At 63.8% G+C, this 18,150-nt stretch carries 12 protein-coding genes; 6 read left to right on the plus strand and 6 right to left on the minus strand.

Annotated features, from left to right (window positions below):
• Positions 1-19: 19 nt before the first annotated feature.
• The 5 genes from IRI77_RS15170 to IRI77_RS15190 all read left to right on the plus strand — a co-directional run bounded on the left by IRI77_RS15170 (position 20) and on the right by IRI77_RS15190 (position 8,245).
• A complete protein-coding gene (locus IRI77_RS15170; RefSeq protein WP_194452887.1) occupies positions 20-1,273 on the plus strand; it encodes a CaiB/BaiF CoA transferase family protein in 1,254 nt (417 codons plus the stop codon).
• Complete coding sequence (locus IRI77_RS15175; RefSeq protein ID WP_194452888.1) at positions 1,273-2,571, plus strand: CitMHS family transporter; 1,299 nt, start codon at positions 1,273-1,275, stop codon at positions 2,569-2,571. Before IRI77_RS15170 ends, IRI77_RS15175 begins: the two co-directional genes overlap by 1 nt.
• Positions 2,572-2,734: 163 nt before the next feature.
• Positions 2,735-5,014, plus strand: a complete 2,280-nt coding sequence (bglX, locus tag IRI77_RS15180; RefSeq protein WP_194452889.1) for a beta-glucosidase BglX — start codon at positions 2,735-2,737, stop codon at positions 5,012-5,014.
• A 38-nt stretch (positions 5,015-5,052) separates the two neighbouring features.
• A complete protein-coding gene (locus IRI77_RS15185; protein ID WP_194452890.1) occupies positions 5,053-6,612 on the plus strand; it encodes a carboxylesterase/lipase family protein in 1,560 nt (519 codons plus the stop codon).
• 34 nt (positions 6,613-6,646) lie between these two features.
• A complete protein-coding gene (locus tag IRI77_RS15190; protein WP_228486750.1) occupies positions 6,647-8,245 on the plus strand; it encodes a glycosyl hydrolase family 79 N-terminal domain-containing protein in 1,599 nt (532 codons plus the stop codon).
• Here IRI77_RS15190 and IRI77_RS15195 read toward each other — a convergent pair.
• The 4 genes from IRI77_RS15195 to IRI77_RS15210 all read right to left on the minus strand — a co-directional run bounded on the left by IRI77_RS15195 (position 8,242) and on the right by IRI77_RS15210 (position 13,053).
• The gene (locus IRI77_RS15195) at positions 8,242-9,075 is read right to left on the minus strand and encodes an FRG domain-containing protein (protein ID WP_194452891.1); all 834 of its coding nucleotides are present in this window, start codon (positions 9,073-9,075) and stop codon (positions 8,242-8,244) included. The two genes, IRI77_RS15190 and IRI77_RS15195, sit on opposite strands and share 4 nt — an antisense overlap.
• A gap of 274 nt (positions 9,076-9,349) precedes the next feature.
• Positions 9,350-9,802 (minus strand): DUF6496 domain-containing protein, encoded by a 453-nt coding sequence (locus tag IRI77_RS15200; RefSeq protein ID WP_194452892.1) that lies wholly within the window; start codon positions 9,800-9,802, stop codon positions 9,350-9,352.
• Between the two features lie 2 nt (positions 9,803-9,804).
• A complete protein-coding gene (locus tag IRI77_RS15205) occupies positions 9,805-10,233 on the minus strand; it encodes a PRC-barrel domain-containing protein (RefSeq protein WP_194452893.1) in 429 nt (142 codons plus the stop codon).
• Positions 10,234-10,605: 372 nt separating this feature from the next.
• Positions 10,606-13,053, minus strand: coding sequence for an ABC transporter permease (locus tag IRI77_RS15210; RefSeq protein ID WP_194452894.1), 2,448 nt, complete (start codon positions 13,051-13,053; stop codon positions 10,606-10,608).
• 232 nt (positions 13,054-13,285) lie between these two features.
• Between IRI77_RS15210 and IRI77_RS15215 the strand changes: the two genes are divergently transcribed.
• Positions 13,286-14,182 carry an amidohydrolase family protein gene (locus IRI77_RS15215; RefSeq protein WP_194452895.1) on the plus strand — a complete coding sequence of 299 codons (897 nt, stop codon included), beginning with the start codon at positions 13,286-13,288 and terminating at the stop codon, positions 14,180-14,182.
• Between the two features lie 7 nt (positions 14,183-14,189).
• Here IRI77_RS15215 and IRI77_RS15220 read toward each other — a convergent pair whose 3' ends face one another.
• Positions 14,190-17,018 (minus strand): M16 family metallopeptidase, encoded by a 2,829-nt coding sequence (locus IRI77_RS15220; RefSeq protein WP_194452896.1) that lies wholly within the window; start codon positions 17,016-17,018, stop codon positions 14,190-14,192.
• Positions 17,019-17,205: 187 nt separating this feature from the next.
• Positions 17,206-17,871, minus strand: a complete 666-nt coding sequence (locus IRI77_RS15225) for a hypothetical protein (RefSeq protein ID WP_194452897.1) — start codon at positions 17,869-17,871, stop codon at positions 17,206-17,208.
• Positions 17,872-18,150: the final 279 nt, after the last annotated feature.

Raw genomic sequence — 18,150 nt, forward strand, 5'->3', positions numbered from 1 at the left:
CAGGAGTCCCTGTTTAGCCATGCCCGATAATCCGGCCACTCCGCCCCTCGCCGCGCTGCAGGGCATTCGCGTGCTCGATTTTTCCCACGCCCTGGCCGGCCCGTACTGCACTTTGCTTCTGGCCGATTTCGGCGCGGAAGTCTACAAATTGGAGAGCCCGTCCGGCGGCGACATGGGCCGCGGTTGGGGGCCGCCCTTCGCAGGCACAGACTCGTCCTTCTTCTTCGGCCTGAACCGGGGCAAACGCGGCATCTCCATCGATCTCAAACGCCCGGAGGGCCTGGAACTCTGCCGCCGGCTGATCGACAGGATGGATGTCCTGATTGAGAATTTCCGGCCCGGCACGATGGACCGGCTCGGCCTCGGCTACGCGGCCGTTGCCCTTCGCAACCCTCGCCTGGTCTACTGCTCCATCTCCGGCTACGGCCAGGCCGGCCCGTCCCGCGACGAAGCCGCCATGGACCTGATCGTGGAGTGCTCCAGCGGCTTCCTGAGCATCACAGGCACCGAAGACGGGGAGCAGGTGCGCAGCGGCTACGCCGTCGCCGATATCAATGCCGGGCTGTTCTCGGTCATCGGGATCCTGATGGCCTTGAGAGCCCGGGAACAGACAGGCCGCGGCCAGTATGTCGATGTCTCGATGCTGGACTCAATGATCTCGGCCATGAGTTCGAACTACATGTCGTTCCTGGGTTCAGGCAAGATCCCCGCGCCCTTGGGCAGCGGATTCCCGACAGTTGTGCCTTACCGCGTGTTCCAGGCCAAGGATCGCGCCTTCTCCATTGCGGTCGGCAGCCCCAAGCTTTGGAGTGCTTTCTGCCAGGTCATCGGCCGGCAGGATCTGGAGTGTCATCCAGACTACTCCACGAATGCGCGCCGGGTGGACAACCGGCATGCCCTGGAAGCGATCCTGGCGGCCATCTTTCTCCAACAGGACGCCGCACACTGGGTCGCCCTGCTGCATTCAGTCGGGATCCCCTGCTCCCCCGTTCGCAATTTCCTGGAGGTGTCCCAGGATCCCCAGGCGGCCCTGCGCGGCATGTTTCCTGTCGTGGAATGCCCGAAGGCGGGCGCTCACCGCGTGACGGGTCCACCAGTCAAGTTGTCGGCGACACCGGCGCGCGTAAGCGAACCCGCTCCGGGCCTGGGCGAGCACAGCGCCGCGGTCCTGGCTGAAGTTCTCGGGCTGTCCCAGGGCGAGATTGAGGCCCTCGCCGCCAGTCACATCATTTGGCCTGCGTGCCCGGACGGCTCGCCGGAAGCGCACCCCTGATGCTTGCGCTGGCAGGCCTGCTCACCATCCTCGTTCTGCTCGCGCTGATTATCAGCAAGCGCATGTCGCCCCTGGTGGCATTGATTCTCGTTCCGGTGGGTGCGGCGCTAGTGAGCGGATTTGGCCTGCAGACCGGCTCCTTCATCCTGAAGGGCATCCAGAATGTCGCACCCGTTGCCGGCATGTTCCTGTTCGCGATCCTGTATTTCGGGATCATGACCGACGCCGGAATGATCGACCCGCTCATCGATCGCATCCTGCAAGTGGTCGGCAGCCGGCCGGCGCTCATCGTGCCTGGCACCGCGCTGCTGGCGCTGCTCGTCCACCTGGATGGCTCGGGCGCGGTGACCTTCCTCGTCACGATTCCCGTGATGCTTCCGCTTTACGAACGAGTGGGCATCGACCGGCGGATTCTCGCCTGTGCCGCTTCGCTCGCGGCAGGCGTCAATTTTCTCCCCTGGACCGGTCCCACCTTGCGTGCCTCCGCGGCGCTGCACGTGCCGGTAACAGATCTCTTCAATCCGCTGATTCCCGTCCAACTCGTTGGCCTGCTCTACGTCTTCGTGACCGCCTGGATTCTGGGAGTCAGGGAGGAGCGGCGCCTCCACATCGACTCAACAGTAGCCGGGGTGCTCGTCCTGCGTCGTGAACTCACCCTGGAGGAGCAGGCCCTGCGGCGGCCGGGCAAAGTCTGGCTGAATGCGGGCCTCACCGTGATCCTGATCGGGATCATGATCAGTGGAATCCTGCCACCGGTCGTGGTCTTTATGATCGGAGCCGCGATCGCCCTGGTCCTGAACTACCCGGGCATCGAAGTCCAACGCGTCCGTGTGGAAGCCCATGCGAAGACGGCATTCATGATGGCGGGGATTCTGTTCGCGGCGGGCGTTTTCACGGGCATCCTGAAGGAATCGGGCATGCTCACGGAAATGGCGAAGTTCTCCATCCGGCTGGTCTCGGCCGAGATGGCGAGGCACATCCCCGTCGTGCTGGGGGTCCTCTCCATGCCGCTGAGCCTGCTCTTCGACCCGGATTCGTTCTACTTCGGTGTGATGCCGGTGATTGCGGACGCCGGCAGGATGCTGGGTGTCGCTCCAGTGCACGTGGCGCAGGCCTCGCTGCTGGGGCAGATGACAACGGGTTTCCCGGTGAGCCCCCTGACGCCGGCCACTTTCCTCATCGTTGGTTTGGCCGGGGTAGATCTAGCGGAACACCAGCGATTCACGGCGCCCCTGCTGTTGGGCGCGTCGGTCCTGATGACTCTGGCGTGCCTCGTGTTCGGAGTCTTTCCTCTCTGACACAGGGGGAGGCGGATGGATTGTTTCGCCTCGGTTATTACTGTTATTCGATTGATTCAATTGCCGGAGCAACCTCCGGAGAGTATTATCGGAACGCGCACGCGCACACAGCCCGGCCGGGACGCCGGCGGTAACCGGTTCAACGTAGATCTGGAGCAGTCATATGAAGTACTTCGTCGCAGGAATCGCCCTGATGGCCGCAAGCCTGGCCTTCATGGCGCAGGCACAACCGGCCGGAAGGCCGAACGTCACCGCCAAGGCCGACGCTCTACTGGGACGCATGACGCTGGAAGAAAAGATCGGCCAGCTCGCCCAGATTGGGGGCATTGCCTTTGTACCCGGCTCGCCGAAGCCCGAGGATGCCATTCGCAAGGGACAGGCCGGATCCATCCTGTGGATCTCGAAACCGGGGGATATCAACCGGCTCCAGAAAGTCGCGATGGAAGAGACGCGTCTACACATCCCGCTGATCTTCGGGCTTGATGTCATCCATGGCTTCAAGACGCTGTTTCCGATGCCATTGGCGCTGGCTGCCTCCTGGGACGCCTCACTGATCGAACGGGTGCATGGAGTGGCCGCCAAAGAGGCGCGGGCTTCAGGCATCACCTGGACCTTCGCGCCGATGCTGGACATTGCCCGAGATCCGCGCTGGGGCCGCATGATCGAGGGCGCGGGTGAGGATCCATTCCTCGGCGCGATGGTGGCCCGTGCACAAGTGCGTGGATTCCAGGGGAACGACCTGACCAGCCAGGATCACATCCTGGCCTGCGCGAAGCACTTTGCTGGATATGGCGCGGCGGATGGGGGCCGTGATTACGACTCCTCGTACATCTCCGACTCTGAACTCTGGAACGTCTATTTCCCGCCCTTCAAAGCAGCGCTGGATGCGGGCGTCTCCACCTTCATGAGCGCCTACATGGATCTCAATGACGTACCGGCCACGGGCAATTCCTTCCTGCTGCAGGATGTGTTGCGGAAGACCTGGAAGTTCCAGGGGTTTGTGGTGAGCGACGCCAATTCGATTGGCGACCTGGTAACGCACGGCTTTGCCCGCGACCGCAAGGACGCAGCCTTCCGCGCGTTCACCGCCGGCGTCAACATGGACATGGCCAGCGGAACCTACAACGAGAACCTCCTCGCGCTGGTGAAGGCCGGCAGGATCACTGAAGCCCAGGTGGAGCAGGCGGTGCGGCCGATCCTGGCCGCGAAGTACCAACTCGGCCTCTTCGACCATCCCTATGTGGACGAGGAGCGGTCCAAGGCGGTCGTCGGCGCGGCGGAGTACCGCCCGATTGCGAGAGAAGCCGCACAGAGGACAGCCGTCCTCCTGCGCAACGAAGGCGGTTTGCTGCCCCTGTCGAAGGACGCAGTGAAGTCCATCGCCGTCATCGGTCCTCTGGCCGACGCCAAGCGCGACATGTTGACCATGTGGAGCGGCTTTGACGTCGATGCCAGCACCACCGTCACGGTTCTGGAGGGGATCCGGACCAAGCTCGGCGGCAGTGCCAGGGTCGAGTCCGCCGCCGGCGTTCAGATTGCCAAGCAGTTCCGCTCGATGTTCGAAGATCTCTTCGGCATGAAGAGCGCAGAGCCCTGGACGGAAGCGCAAGCCCGGCAGGAGTTCTCAAAGGCCGTCGACTTGGCCAAGCGCTCTGACGTTGTCGTCCTGGCGCTGGGCGAAGGGGCGATGATGAGCGGCGAACTCGCGTCGCAGAGTTCGCTCGAGATGCCCGGCAGGCAGCAGGAACTGATGGAGGCGGTCGCTGCCACAGGCAAGCCGGTTGTTCTCGTTCTGGTGAACGGCCGTCCGCTGAACATCACCTGGGCATCGACGCACATTCCGGCGATCCTCGAGGCCTGGCATTCCGGCAATGAGGGTGGAAACGCCATCGCCGACATTCTCTTCGGCGACGCCAATCCGGGCGGCAAACTGCCCATCACCTGGCCGCGCAATGCGGGCCAGATCCCCATCTACTACGCCCACAACACAACCCATCAACCGGAAGGAGGCCGCGGCTTCTCCTCCCGCTACTGGGACCAGTCCGGTGCTCCGCTGTACCCCTTCGGCCATGGCTTGAGCTACACGAAATTCGCGGTGTCCAATCTCAAGATCGCGAACACCCAGGTGAAGCTGGGCACGCCGGTCGAAGTCTCAGTGGATATCGAGAACACGGGCGCGCGGGCAGGCACCGAGGTAGTCCAGCTCTACATCCATCAGCGAGCCGGCGGCGCCTCGCGGCCGGTGCGTGAACTGAAGGGCTTCGAAAAGGTAGGGCTCAAGGCGGGCGAGAAGAAGACGGTCCGGTTCTCGCTGGGCAAAGCCGAACTTAGCTATTGGAGCTCGGCGTCGAAAGGCTGGGTTCTTGACGCCGAGAACTTTGACGTCTGGGTGGGCCAGGATGCATCCGCGTCCCTGCATGCGGAGTTCATCGTTCAGCCATGATCTTGTCGCGAACAGATTTCTGGAAAGGTATTCCGAAGATGCGCTCTCTCCTTGTGTTTTCGCTGTTGACTGCGACGGCCGCGTTCGCCGCGTCCGATGAAGTGAAGGTCGATACCGGCCGGCTGAAGGGCTCCGTCAAAGACGGAGTGGCTTCCTTCAAGGGCATCCCGTTCGCCGCGCCTCCGGTGGGCGACTTGCGTTGGCGCGCTCCCCAGCCGGCCAAAAGCTGGACCGGAGTCCGGCCGGCCGTCGAATACGGCGCCGATTGCATGCAGAAGCCGTTCCCGGGCGACGCTGCGCCGCTGGGCGTCACGCCCGCGGAAGACTGCCTGTATGTGAACGTGTGGCTGCCTGAGAAGCCGGCGGCGAAGAAGCTCCCCGTGATGGTCTGGATCTACGGCGGCGGATTCGTGAACGGTGGCAGTTCCCCGGCCGTCTACGACGGGTCACAGTTCGCAAAGCACGGGATTGTGTTCATCAGCTTCAACTACCGCCTGGGCCGGTTCGGCTTCTTTGCGCACCCGGCGTTGAGCAAGGAGAACCCCAACGAGCCGTTGGGCAACTACGGCTACATGGATCAGATCGCGGCGCTGAAGTGGGTTCGCCGGAACGCGGCCGCCTTCGGTGGCGACCCCGGCAACGTCACTCTCTTTGGTGAGTCTGCCGGCGGCGGGTCGGTGCTCACGATGATGACTTCACCCCTGGCTGCTGGTCTCATTCAGAAGGCGGTAATCGAATCCGGCGGAGGCCGCTCGTCGCTGATGGGTGACCGCTATGTCGATCGCCAGGGACCAACCGGAATGCCCTCTGGAGAATCAGTGGGACTCGCGTTTGCCAAGAGCGCGGGCATTGAAGGCAGCGACGCAGCCGCACTCGCCGCGCTAAGAAAGCTCCCGGCGGAGGCCATAGTAGCGGGCCTGAACATGGCCTCCATGGGCACGCCAACCTACGCCGGTCCCATGCTAGATGGGAAAGTCGTGGTCGAGTCGCCCGGCGCAGCCTATGCAGCGGGCCGCGGTGCGAAGATCCCCATCATGGCCGGCGCCAACAGCGCGGACATCGGCTTCCCGCGGGGCCGGACGATGGAGGATCTGCTGGCTCCATTTGGAGCCAACAGCGCCAAGGCCAAGGCAGCCTACGATCCGGACGGCACGGGCAAGGTGATGGAAGTCGGCATCTCGATGGCGGCTGATCAGATGATGGTGGAGCCCGCCCGGTATACTGTGCGATCGCTCGTCCAGGCCGGCCAGAAGGCATATGAGTTCCGCTTCTCCTATGTCGCGGAATCGATGAGGAATCAGTGGAAGCGCGGCGCCCCTCATGCCACTGAGATCCCCTTTGTGTTCGACACCGTCGCTGCCCGCTACGGGAAGGACCTGACAGCCGCCGATCAGGCGATTGCCCGTGCAGCCAACGCTTACTGGGCGAACTTCGCCAAGACCGGCAATCCCAACGGAGCCGGCCTGCCCGAATGGCCCGCCTATAAACCGGAGTCGGATCAGTTGATGGATTTCACCACCGGCGGGCCGGCGGCTAAACCGGATCCGCTGAAGACGCGCCTCGATCTGATTGAGGGCCTCGCTCAGGCAAAGAAGTAACCGCCAGCCAGTGGTTTCGGACTTGGAGGCAACAGTGCATAGAGCAGTAGATTCTGCACGCGGCACCATCCGGCATCATGCCAGGTGGGCCTTGCTGGTGCTGGCAATTCCAGCGCTACCCTTGTCGGCGGCGGACCCAATCGCCATCGCTCCGGCAAAGATGCAGCGCATTGGGTCAGTAGATGAACGCTTCCAGTCGTTCAACGTAGAGATGGTGGAGGTGACAGGGGGACGCTTCTGGGCGCCCTACCGCAAGCCATCCGGAGCGGCGGCGGAATCAGCCGCGGCAGCGCCTTCAGTCCCCGGACTCGACCCCACCGCATTCCGCATGCGGCAACCCATCGACCTGTCCAATCCCAGATTGCGCAAGTTGGCGGCGGCTCTCGGGCCGGCCTATGTGCGCGTCAGCGGCACCTGGGCCAACTCCACTTACTTCCACGACGCCGATACTCCGGCTCCTGCAACGCCGCCCACGGGCTTCGGAGGCATTCTGACCCGTGGCCAATGGCGGGGTGTCGTCGACTTCGCCCGCGCCTCCGATGCGCGCATCATCACCTCGTTCGCCGTCAGCGATGGGGTACGCGACAGCCATGGCGTTTGGACCCCTGACCAGGCTCGCAAGTTCGCGGCGTTCACCAAGGCAGCAGGCGGCCGCATCGCCGCGGCCGAACTCTTCAATGAACCCAACTTCGCAGCCATCGGCGGCGCTCCGAAGGGCTACGACGCGGCGGCCTATGGGCGCGACTTCGCGGCCTTCAAAGCCTTCGCGAAGGAGTCGCTGCCGGAGATGATCATCCTGGGACCCGGCTCGGTCGGAGAAGGAGCACTCGCGGCCACCGGCTTCTCGGGCCTCAGCACGAAGGACATCCTTCAGGCCACGGGCCGTGGTGTCGATGGCTTCTCCTATCACTTCTATGGCGGCGTCTCCAAGCGATGCGGCGCGATGAAAGGCGCGCCCCAGACGAGCCCGGAAGCAGCGCTGACGCCGGAGTGGCTCGCTCTCACGGATCGCGAAGCCGCCTACTACACCAAGCTGCGCGACCAGTTCGAGCCCGGTAAGCCGCTCTGGCTCACGGAAACCGGCGAGACGGCATGCGGTGGGAATCCCTGGGCCGCCGGCTTCCTGGATACGTTCCGCTATCTGAATCAGTTGGGCAGCCTCGCCAAACGGGGCGTACAGGTGGTGGCCCACAATACTCTCGCCGCCAGCGACTATGCGCTCATCGATGAGGAAACCCTGACGCCCAGGCCCAGCTACTGGGGTGCGTTGGCGTGGCGCAAGCTCATGGGCACCACGGTCCTGGAAGCCGGCACCTCCAGTTCGCCCGACGTGCATCTCTATAGTCACTGCCTGCGTGGTCAGCCGGGTGGAGTTGCCGTTCTGGCGATCAATGCGGACCGGGCGACAGCCTTCGAACTGCTTACACCGCTGCCCTCCAGCCGTTATGAACTCAAGGCGGACGATCTCACGGGTTCGGCGGTCCAACTGAACGGCCGCGAGCTCAAGCTCGGGGCGGATGATTCCTTGCCGGCGATCACAGGACAACCTACCGCGGCCGGCAAGATCCGGCTGGCTCCGGCCAGCATCACGTTTCTGGCATTCCCGAACGCCGGCAATGCGAGTTGCCGCTAGCTCTCCCCGTCGGTGGGATCGTAAGCGTAGTGGTACTCCAGTTCGAACGCCAGCGAGCGGGCCAGGCCGTCCAGGTCTGGGAATAGCGTCGCATTCGTGATGTTCATGCGATAGAGTTCGCCCAGTGCCCGCTTTCTGAGGGCACGGCCGCGCAATACGAATTTGGCGATGACCCCCTCCTGACTGGCCAGGATTTCATCGATGGGCCGCTCAATATCCCAGGGGAAGGCGAAGGTTCCGGACTGGGCAATGACGCGGCGGTTCTTGAAATAGGGCTCGCCGATCGCCACGGCATCCTTGCCTCGGACGCCGATGCTGTTCAGCACCTCCTGCGGGCTAGGCGGGCGTTGCGCCGGAGCAAACTCCGGCCCGTACGCGAAGGTGCCCAACTGCGGAGCATTGATGGCCCAGACGGCGGCATCTTCCACGCTCGACTCCAATGCGAAGAACGCCGCCACATAGGGCGACCACGTGAAATCCACAAGACGCGTCGGAGCGCCGTGATGCTGCATCAGCGCCATCCAGTGCGGGGTATCGGCGACGACAGGCAGGTTCTCCAGAAAGCCGCTGGCCTTCCTTTGGAAGATCCAGATCAGGCGGTGTTCCTGCGATGTCCAATAGCGGGGCGCCACGTGCCGGCTGCGCAGTTCGCGGCTGACGGTGGACCATACCTGCCAACTGGCATCGCGTTGCCCACGGAAGGCCCAGTGCCGGAAGGGATCGGCCGAAACGAGCTGGAGAAAGTCTTCCCAGCTATCAACGACCTTCTCAAACAGATAGGACTTCTTTACCCGCCGCCGCGTACCGGCGGTCGATTTCGCCGCACTCATCCGGCTCCTCCTTGGCACTCCGAACCTCTCAGCCAATGCGATCGGTTCGCGATGCCCTCTCGGGATTGTGAGAGGGACCATCCCCATTATCCCCGGTGGGACCGGATTCGGGCGCTGGTGTACGCCAGGGGAAAGGTGCAGTGAGTGAGGGCGGGGGCGGCGGGTATGCACGCGTCACGGGCAGCGGGCCGCTGCTGGGCGCGGCCACCCGATTGGGTAGGTACGTCCAGTATCAGCCCGCTGCCCGTCGACAGGCACAGGATCCTCGATGCCGTTACTCGCCGGCGGTACGCCGCGCTCGTGTTTTGGCCGCTTTCATCGCCGCCTGGTGAAGTCCCTCGGCGCCCTTCGTGCGAACGGCCTTGGCTGCGGCCCGGCTCAGGCTCCCTGGCCCCCGGCGCTTGGCACTGCCGCGGGCCTGCCTGGAAAGAGACTCGTGGGAAGCCGCACTCGTCCCTTCCCGCTCCAAAGCCGCCTGGGTGGCTTTGGAGCGTGCCGGATCCGGCTTCCGCCTGGTCGCTTTCGTGGCCTTCTGTCCCGGCGGGGGCGGAATATCCACTCCAGCCCGGCGGGCCCTCGACAGACCGATGGCGATGATCTGCTTGGCGGAGCGCGCGCCGTGCTCACCTTTACGCACGTGCTCGATCTCCTCCCGCACATACTCGCCAGCCTGCGTGGAGGGCAAGGCCTGCTTCTTCGCCGGTTTTGCTCCGCGTTTCCCAGGCATGGCTACGGCCTGTTGGAGGCGCTCCACTGCTTCGTTTCGGTGTCGTCCCAGTACGGCGTGGCACGGTAGTACTTGAATACTTCCGCACCCCAGGTAGTGTCCGCCATATCGGGCCAGTTGTCCTTGTCGAACCCGGGCGCACTCTCAAGGGTCCGGCTGTCCACATCAAGGATGAAGCACTTCTCGTCCTCATCCACTCTGAGCGCGCTCCAAGGCACCGCGAACAGCTTGTTCCCCATGCGCAGGATTCCGCCGAAGGACAGGACCGCATAGGCGATCCGCCCGGTTGGAATATCGATCATAATCTCGTCGATCTTGCCGAGGTCTTCGCCTACGGCGTTCCGCACCTTGTCTCCGGCGAGTGTACTGGCCGCCAGAACCCGGCGAAACTTCTTGTCTGGATCGATCTTCTTGATTTTGCTTGCTTGCATGGTAAAGCTCCTTATGAAGTTAAACCATTGCAGCTTTGCGGCCTTTCTCGATTTCCCCACACAAATCCAGACCATTTTTATGACCAGCCGGGACGACCAGAATCATGAATATCCGTCGCCACGGCCATCTATCTACCTCAAAACAATCAAATCCTGGCACTGGCTCGAAGGGCTGTGCCGCAGGCGAACAAGCATCTGGCATGGAGGCCCGGCCGGAACCGGACGCCACAGAAATCCTCAAACCAAAAGGCAAAAGCTCCAGGTGCCGCGCTGTGGCTCGACGGTAAAAGGTTCCACCATCGGCGGCAAGAAATGCCGCGATTCGAAAGGGCACGCCCTTTCTTCGTTCCCCCTGTCGCACCTGACTACCCGTCATTCGCTGCGGAGCGCTGTTGTCGGAGCGGTCGTCGCGGCGCGTCCCGCCGGCAGCAAAGTAGCGGCCATTGCGACAACGGCCAGGAAGCCGGCGGCGGCGGCGAAGGTGGGAGGATCCACGGCCGTCATCCGGATGAGCAGCGAGTTCACCCACGGAGCGAGCGCCAACGCACAGCCCGCCCCCAAGCCCAGGCCAGCGGCCGTCAGCGCCAAGCCTTCCTTCAACACTGCGCCCAGGATCTGGGTGGGCCGCGCGCCGAGCGCTACGCGAATGCCCATCTCGCGTGTCCGCTGGCTGACCGCATAGTTCATGACGCTGTAGAGCCCGATGCCCGCCAGCAGCAGGCACACCGTGCCCAGGAACCCCAACAGCATGGCGGCCACCCGCTGCGGATAGAGCGAACCTTCAATCGACTGCGTAAACGAAGTCGTCGTGAAGATCGCATCCCGGTTCAGCTTGAGCGCCTCACGCTGCATCGCCTGCGCGACGGCCGCCTGGTTTCCCGCGGTCTTCACGTAGAAGCTGAAATTGAGACCCGGCTGGAATCGCTGCCGGAATGGCAGATAGAAGAACGGCATGCCGCGTTCGGTCAGGCTGTTGTACTTGCAGTCCGCCACCACCCCGACGACCGTCGCCCACACTTTCTCCACCTGCACCCTGGCGCCGATCGCCGCCCCGCTGCGCAGATAGCGCCGCACGAAGGACTCGTTCACCAGCATCACCAGCGGCGTCTTCTCATCATCGGACTCTTTGAAATCACGCCCTTCCCGCAACGCGATGCCCAGCAGGGACGTGAATCCCGGAGCCACGAACATCCGGCTGACATTCATGTCCTCATCGGGCGGGGCCACATAGCCCGGGATCGTCAGCGGGTGCACCGGCATCGGTCCCAGGCTCATTGGTATCTGGTCTGCATAACTAACCGCCACCACGCCCGGGACGCTCTCCAGGCGCTCCCGCAGCGAGCGGCAGAACTGACGCTGCTCCGGCCCCGTGTATCCGCTGGCCGACAGGTAGAACTGGCTGACGTTCACGTCGCGCGTGTCGAAGCCGGGACTGATCTGAGTCGCATTACGGAAACTGCGCAGGAACAGGCCGGCGCCGATCAGGGCGACGGAAGCCAGCGCGACCTCGCAGACCACCAGCGCCGCCCGCAAATGATGGGTCGAGCGGGAAGCCCCGCCGCGGCCGCTGGACTCCATGCTCTCCCGCAAGGAGGTCCGGATCGCGAGCAGTGCCGGAGCAACCCCGCAAATGACGGTTGCGGCGACACACAGCAAGGCCGTGAAGATCAGAGTCCGCCAGCCCAAATCCGATTCAAACCGGAGCGGCACATCGACAGGCGGCAGCAGGATGCGCAGCATCTGCATCATCCACGGTGAGACCAGCATGCCCGCGCAGGCGCCAATCGTGGCCAGCAGCAGCGTTTCAGTGAACACCTGCCGCAACACCTGCCCAGGCCGAGCGCCCATCGCCAGGCGGATACCAAACTCGCGGCGCCGGGCGACGCCCCGGGCCAGCAGCAGATTGGCGACATTGGCGCACACAATCAACAGCAGCAATACGCTCACCGCGGCCAGAATGCGCAAGGGAGCCTGCAGCAGTTGCTGGGCGCCGGCGTGGCCGGAGTAACTAGGTATCAGGTGCGCAGTCAACCCACGATTCGTGTCGGGATAACCAGCCGCCAGCCGGAGGCTCAGGGCCGACATTTCCGCGCCAGCCTGGGCCAGGCTTACTCCCGGACGCAGCCGGGCAATGGTCGTGGTCAGGTCCCGCGTGCCGCGATAACCCAAAGTACCGGTCCCGGTCCCCATGGCGGTAGCCATGTTCAGCGGGGCCCACAGATCGTACGCGAGCCCCGGCGTGGTGCCCGTGAAATCCTCGGGAGCGACACCGACCACCGTCAGTTCATGCCGGTTCACGCGCAGGCGCTTGCCCAGGACATTGGGATCCGCGCGGAAGTAGATCTTCCACAACGAGTGGCTGATCACCACCACGGGACCGGCGCCGGCCTGTCGCCGGCCTTCCTCGGGCGTGAACGCCCGGCCCAGCGCTGGTTTCACACCCAGCACATCAAAGTAGTTGCCGCTCACGAGTTCACCCCAGGCGCGCCGCGGGCGGCCGTCCCCGCCCAGGCTCAGCGGAGTGAAGCGCGCCACAGCCAGGCCCGCCAGCAGCTTGGCATTGTCCCGATAGTCCAGATAGTCGAGGAACGACATGCCGTTGCGGAACTCGCCGCTGGCGGTATGGATTTCCACCAGCGCCAGCGACTCCGGTTCCGCGATGCCCGGGAAGGGGCGCAGCAGCAGGTGGTCGATCCAACTGAAGACCGTGGTATTCACGCTGATGCCAAGGGCGAGCGTCAGCACTGCGACAAATGTGAAGCCTGGATGATTGCGCAGGATCCGAAGACCGTGCCGAAGATCGGAGAGTACCGCATGCATGACAAACACACTTACACGTCGAGTGCCAAACCGCCCTCCCCGGGCAATCAGGCCCGAAAGGCTGTTATAGTGTCCGATTCCGGAGTAGAATGACCGAATCCGGACGCCGCAACTGAGCCCTCCCGCTGCCCGGTGAAACCGTTAACGCGCGCACAGATTCCACGGGCCGGCGGCGACGGTCCCTTCCACCCAATCACTTCCAAACCACCGGCGGGATAGAATCAGTCCCATTATGACTCGCCGCGAACTGTTGGCCCTGTCAGCCGCTGGAGTGGCGCTGGGCGCTCCCTCCGCACCGCTGATCGACACGCACATCCATCTGTTCGAACCCGCGGCGTTCCCCTACCATCCACAAGGAACCTACCAGGCCCCGCCCGAACTCCTGGCGCCCTATCTGGCCTTCGCCAAAGCGGCCGGAATCTCGCACGCCATTCTGGTCCACCCCGAGCCCTACCAGGACGACCACCGCTTCCTGTGGCATTGTTTCGACAAAGAATCGCCGCGCGGCTTCTTCAAGGGGACGCTCCTCCTCGACCCGATCGATCCTAAGACGCTGGCCCGCATGGAAGAGATGGTCAAGGCACATCCGGGCAGGATCGCCGCCCTGCGAATCCATGCCATGAACGCACCCGGAGAACCGCCCGAGAGGACCGGGGCCATCCGCAACCGCGACCTCTCGGACCCGCGCATCCAACAGGCCTGGCGCAAAGCGGCCGACCTGGACATCGCCATCCAGATGCACTTCCTGCCGCATCACGCACCCGAAATCGGGGCCCTCTGCAAAGCGTTCCCCCAGGTGACCGTCCTGCTCGACCACATGGGACGCACGGGCATGGGCACTGCGGCCGATCTGGACTCCGTGATGGCATTGGCCAAGTACCCGAAGGTCTACTTCAAGTACTCCGGTTGGAGCTACTTCGCGAACCCGGCGATGCCGGTTGGGCCGGTCGTCCGGCGCGCATACCAGGAGTTCGGACCGGACCGAATCCTATGGGGCGGCCTGGGCATGAACGCCAAGGCCCATGCCGAAGCGGAGCGCACCTTTACTGACCACTGGAGCTTCGCCACGGCAGGCGATCGCGAAAAGATCCGGGGCCGCAATGCTGCCCGGCTCTTCCGTTTCGCCTGACCTGTTCCTACTGGTAAACCCCGGCGGCCTTGAAGTCGCCCGCCTTCACAATCGCCAGGCTGCCGGCGTTGATGTGCTTCCGGAAAGCGGCCGTGATCTGCTGCGGCGTCAGGCTCGCGATCTTCTGTTCCAGTTGCTCGTCCCACTTCATCGTGCGTCCAAGTTGCTCGTGGCTGGCCAGCATCGCCAGCAGGGCGGCATCCTGGGAGCGGCTCACCAGCCGCGCATCGAGATAGGCTTTTTTGGCGGCATCCACTTCCTTCGCCGTGAAGCCTTCCTTCAGGGTCCGCGCCAGTTCGTCGGTAAAGCTGAACTCCACCTTCGGACCGTTGGCCGGATTCAGGCTGACCGTGCCGGACAGCAGCGCGGCATCACCCTCGGCCGGAATCGCCACACGCGCATTCGCCCCGTAGCTCAGGCCTTCCCGGTTCCGGATCCGGTCGGAGATGTGCGAAGTGATGGGCCCGCCAAACATATACCCGGCCAACAGCATGGCCGGATAGTCCGCATCGCTGTCGGACAGGCGGAACCGCAAGCCCGCCTCGAACTGCGCGTTTGCCTTGTCCGGAGTCTCAATCTTCGTGTTCAGCGGAGCGGCCTGCTTGAACGCCGGTTTGATGGGCTGGTACGCCATGCTCGTATTCCAGGACCCCAGCAGTTCCGTGGCGGCCGCCAGCACGGCGGCCTTGTCCACGGGGCCCGTCACGGCAAACACCCCGTAGTTCGCTCCATAGAACCTGGCGTGGAACTGCTTCACGTCCTCCAGGGTCACCTTGTTCGTCTCGGCCAGTTGATCCTCGCGCGTCGCGGGATACAGTACATCGCCCGGCTTCCAGGGCGACAGGTGCCGTTGCAGATTCTCCGCCGCAAGTTGGGTTGGCTCCGTCTGGACATTCTCCAGCGCCTTGATGCGCGGCAGCCGGATCCGTTCGAACTCGTCCTGCGCAAAGGCGGGCTCCTTCAACATCTCCACCGCCAACCGCAGCGCGGCCACAAACTTATCCGCCGGAGCCGTGATGCTGGCCACGGCCGAATTGGGCGCACTCGACGGCCCGGCGGGCCCACGGCCGCGGCCGCCGGCAAAGCCGCCCCCACCGCCGCCGCTCACCTGGATGCGCGCATTCAGCACACGCATCTCATCCGCCAGTTGTTCCCGGTTCTTCGACCTGGTCCCGCGACTCAACAGCGCCCCGGCGAATTGCGCCGTCGTGTTCTTTCCGGCCAGCGTGGACTGGTCTCCAAAGCGCAGCTCGATGATGGCGGTCACCATCCCGGCATCGGTCTGCTTGGGCAGCATCACCACCCGCATCCCGTTGGGCAGCTTGGACCGCACCACCCGGCTCTCAATGTTCGCCGGAGCCGGATCGAAGGCCTCGCCCTGCTTCACGCTGATCGTGCTCCTGTAATCCTTCAGGATGCTCGACAGGTCGGGCGTGGCGGGGACCACCGTGCGGTCCGGCGCAGCCTCGGGGATGAAGTAACCCACGGTCCGGTTCGACGCCTTCAGATAAGCCTTGGCGACACGAACCACATCCGTCGCGGAGATATCCTTCAGCCGGTCGTGCTGGAGGAACATCAGCCGCCAGTCGCCCTGCGAGATCGCCGTATTCAGAGCCCCGGTCGCGATGGATTGCGGATCCGACAGGCTGTTCTCGAGGTTGCGCAGCAGCGGCGTGGTGACCCGCTCAATCTCCTCCTTGGAGGGTGGATTCGTGATGACCCCTTCCGCCGTGCTGATGAGCAGTTTGCGAACCTCGTCCAGCGACTGATCCTTATTCAGGCTGGCGGAGAGCGTGATCAGGCCGGGGTCATACAGCAGCGCCACTGACATGTTGGCCGCATCCGCCTTGTGCGTATCGACGACCGCCTTGGTCAGGCGCCCTTCGCTCCCGCCGCCGCCCCGCGGACCCCGTCCGCCGGCCCCGCTCATGATCCCGGCCAGCACCTGCAACGCCGCCGAATCAGGATGCCCGGCCGCCGGTCCGTGATAGGCAACGACGACGCTCTGCCCCTCTCCAACCCTGCGCAGTTCGACATACCGCTCGCCGTCCTGCGCGGGCTCCACGGTATAGGTCTGATCCAGCACGCGGGTGGGCCTTGGAATCCGGCCAAACGCCTCGTTCACCGCCGCCAGAGTAGCCGCTTCCTCCAACCGGCCCGTTATCACCAGCACCGCGTTATCCGGCTGGTAGTACTTCCGATAGAACGCCGCCAGCCGATCGACCGGAACCTTCTCCAGGTCGTCCTTCGACCCAATGGTCGACTTCCCGTAGTTGTGCCAGAGGTAAGCGGTCGCCTCGACCCGCTCGCGCAGGATGCTCTGCGGACTGTTCTCGCCGCGCTCAAACTCATTCCGCACGACCGTCATCTCCGTATCGAGAATCTGCTTCGTGAACTTCACGTTGACCATGCGGTCCGCTTCCAGGCTCAGCGCCCACTTGAGATTCTCAGGCGTGGCAGGAACGGTCTCGAAATAGTTGGTGCGGTCGTTGGACGTGGTGCCATTCCACGCCGCACCCCGGCTGACGATCTCGTTCTTGATCTGCCGCCCGTTGGTCGTTTCGATGAAGTTCATGTGCTCCAGCAGGTGCGCCATGCCGGTCTCGCCATACCCTTCATGCCGCGAACCCACCAGGTAAGTCACGTTGATCGTGATCTTCGGGCTGGCCGGATTCGGGAACAGCAGCACGCGCAACCCGTTGGGATAGGCATACTCCGTGATCCCGCCCACGGACGCCTTATTCTGGACACCGGGCGGCAAAGACTGGGCGAACGAAACTGCCAGGGTGGCCGTCGAAGCAAGGGCGAAAGCGGCGGTAAGGATTCTGGTACGCATGGTTGGGGCTACCTCAATTGCAGACAAGGCGGTCGGAAGCAGGAAAGGCGTCGTTTGCGCAACAGATGTAACGCCGGGACCGGGAAATCCGCTCGGCCCAGCCGCACCCATCACGACATGTCCCAGCGGGCATTCCCCGCACCGGGCAGCTTTCAGCGGGCAACTGGGTTTGTTTCGGCGAAACCGGCTAAACCGCTGCTTCGGCCGCCAGCCGCTCTTTGCCGGCGACCTGGATCCAGGCGTCGGTCCAGGATTTGCTGAACTTGATGGCGGTTTTCGGTCCCGAAGTAAACCGGACTTGCGCCTGGACCTGCTCTGCGTTGTGTCCGGTGAAACATTCGCTGAGCCACGGCTGCAGTTTCGAGACTTCGGCCATGGGGGCGGCTTCGGTGAGGGCGTGGACAGCAAAGGGGCTCTGGAGTTGGAGCAGGGCACGTTCGGTCTGGAGTTTGCGGAGCTCGTTCATGGCGCGATAGAGGGCGCGTTCGAGGTCGCGGCGGTAGCGGGCGAAGTGGTTCAGGCGGGCGGCGTCGGTTTCGGAAAAGTCGATTGGGTCCGTTTCGGCGAGGATGGCGGACTCAAAGGTTTCGATGCGGCGGAGGTTCCAGGTATGGCTGAGGATGCGATGGAAGACCTCTTCCTCGAGGCAGGACTTGGGGTGGGTCTCGCGGAGGAGGCGCGCTTCGAGGGCGGCGAACTCGGCGTGGTCTTCTTCCGAGATGTGGGGGTTGCGAGCAGTGAGTCCGTGGCGGCGGGCGTTCTGAGCGGTGCGAGCTTTGCCCTGGGCGGTGACAGGCCCGGTGGACAACTTGGCATTAGCCTGGTTGGCGGTGATCTGAGCAGCGGAAGCCATGATGATGAATCTCCTTGGAAATAAAAAAGCCGGCGTGGAAGCCGGCGCGATTCCAGGGTAAGGGGTGCGTCAAGGGGGAAAGGGCTGTTTGGGAGAGTGTCGTGTTGAAAACAAAGAGAAAAAAGAGTTTGAGATCTGGTGATGAAGAAAGCGCAATGGTGGAAATGGGGGGGGGGAGAAATGGGGGTGAGGCGAGGGGAAGAGTGTCGCTGGAGGTGGCATCCGGGGTAGCGGCGAAGGGCTCTCCTCTGGGGATTCCGGGCGATCGGCAGTGGGTAA

Source organism: Paludibaculum fermentans (assembly GCF_015277775.1).
In the GTDB taxonomy this organism is placed as follows: domain Bacteria; phylum Acidobacteriota; class Terriglobia; order Bryobacterales; family Bryobacteraceae; genus Paludibaculum; species Paludibaculum fermentans.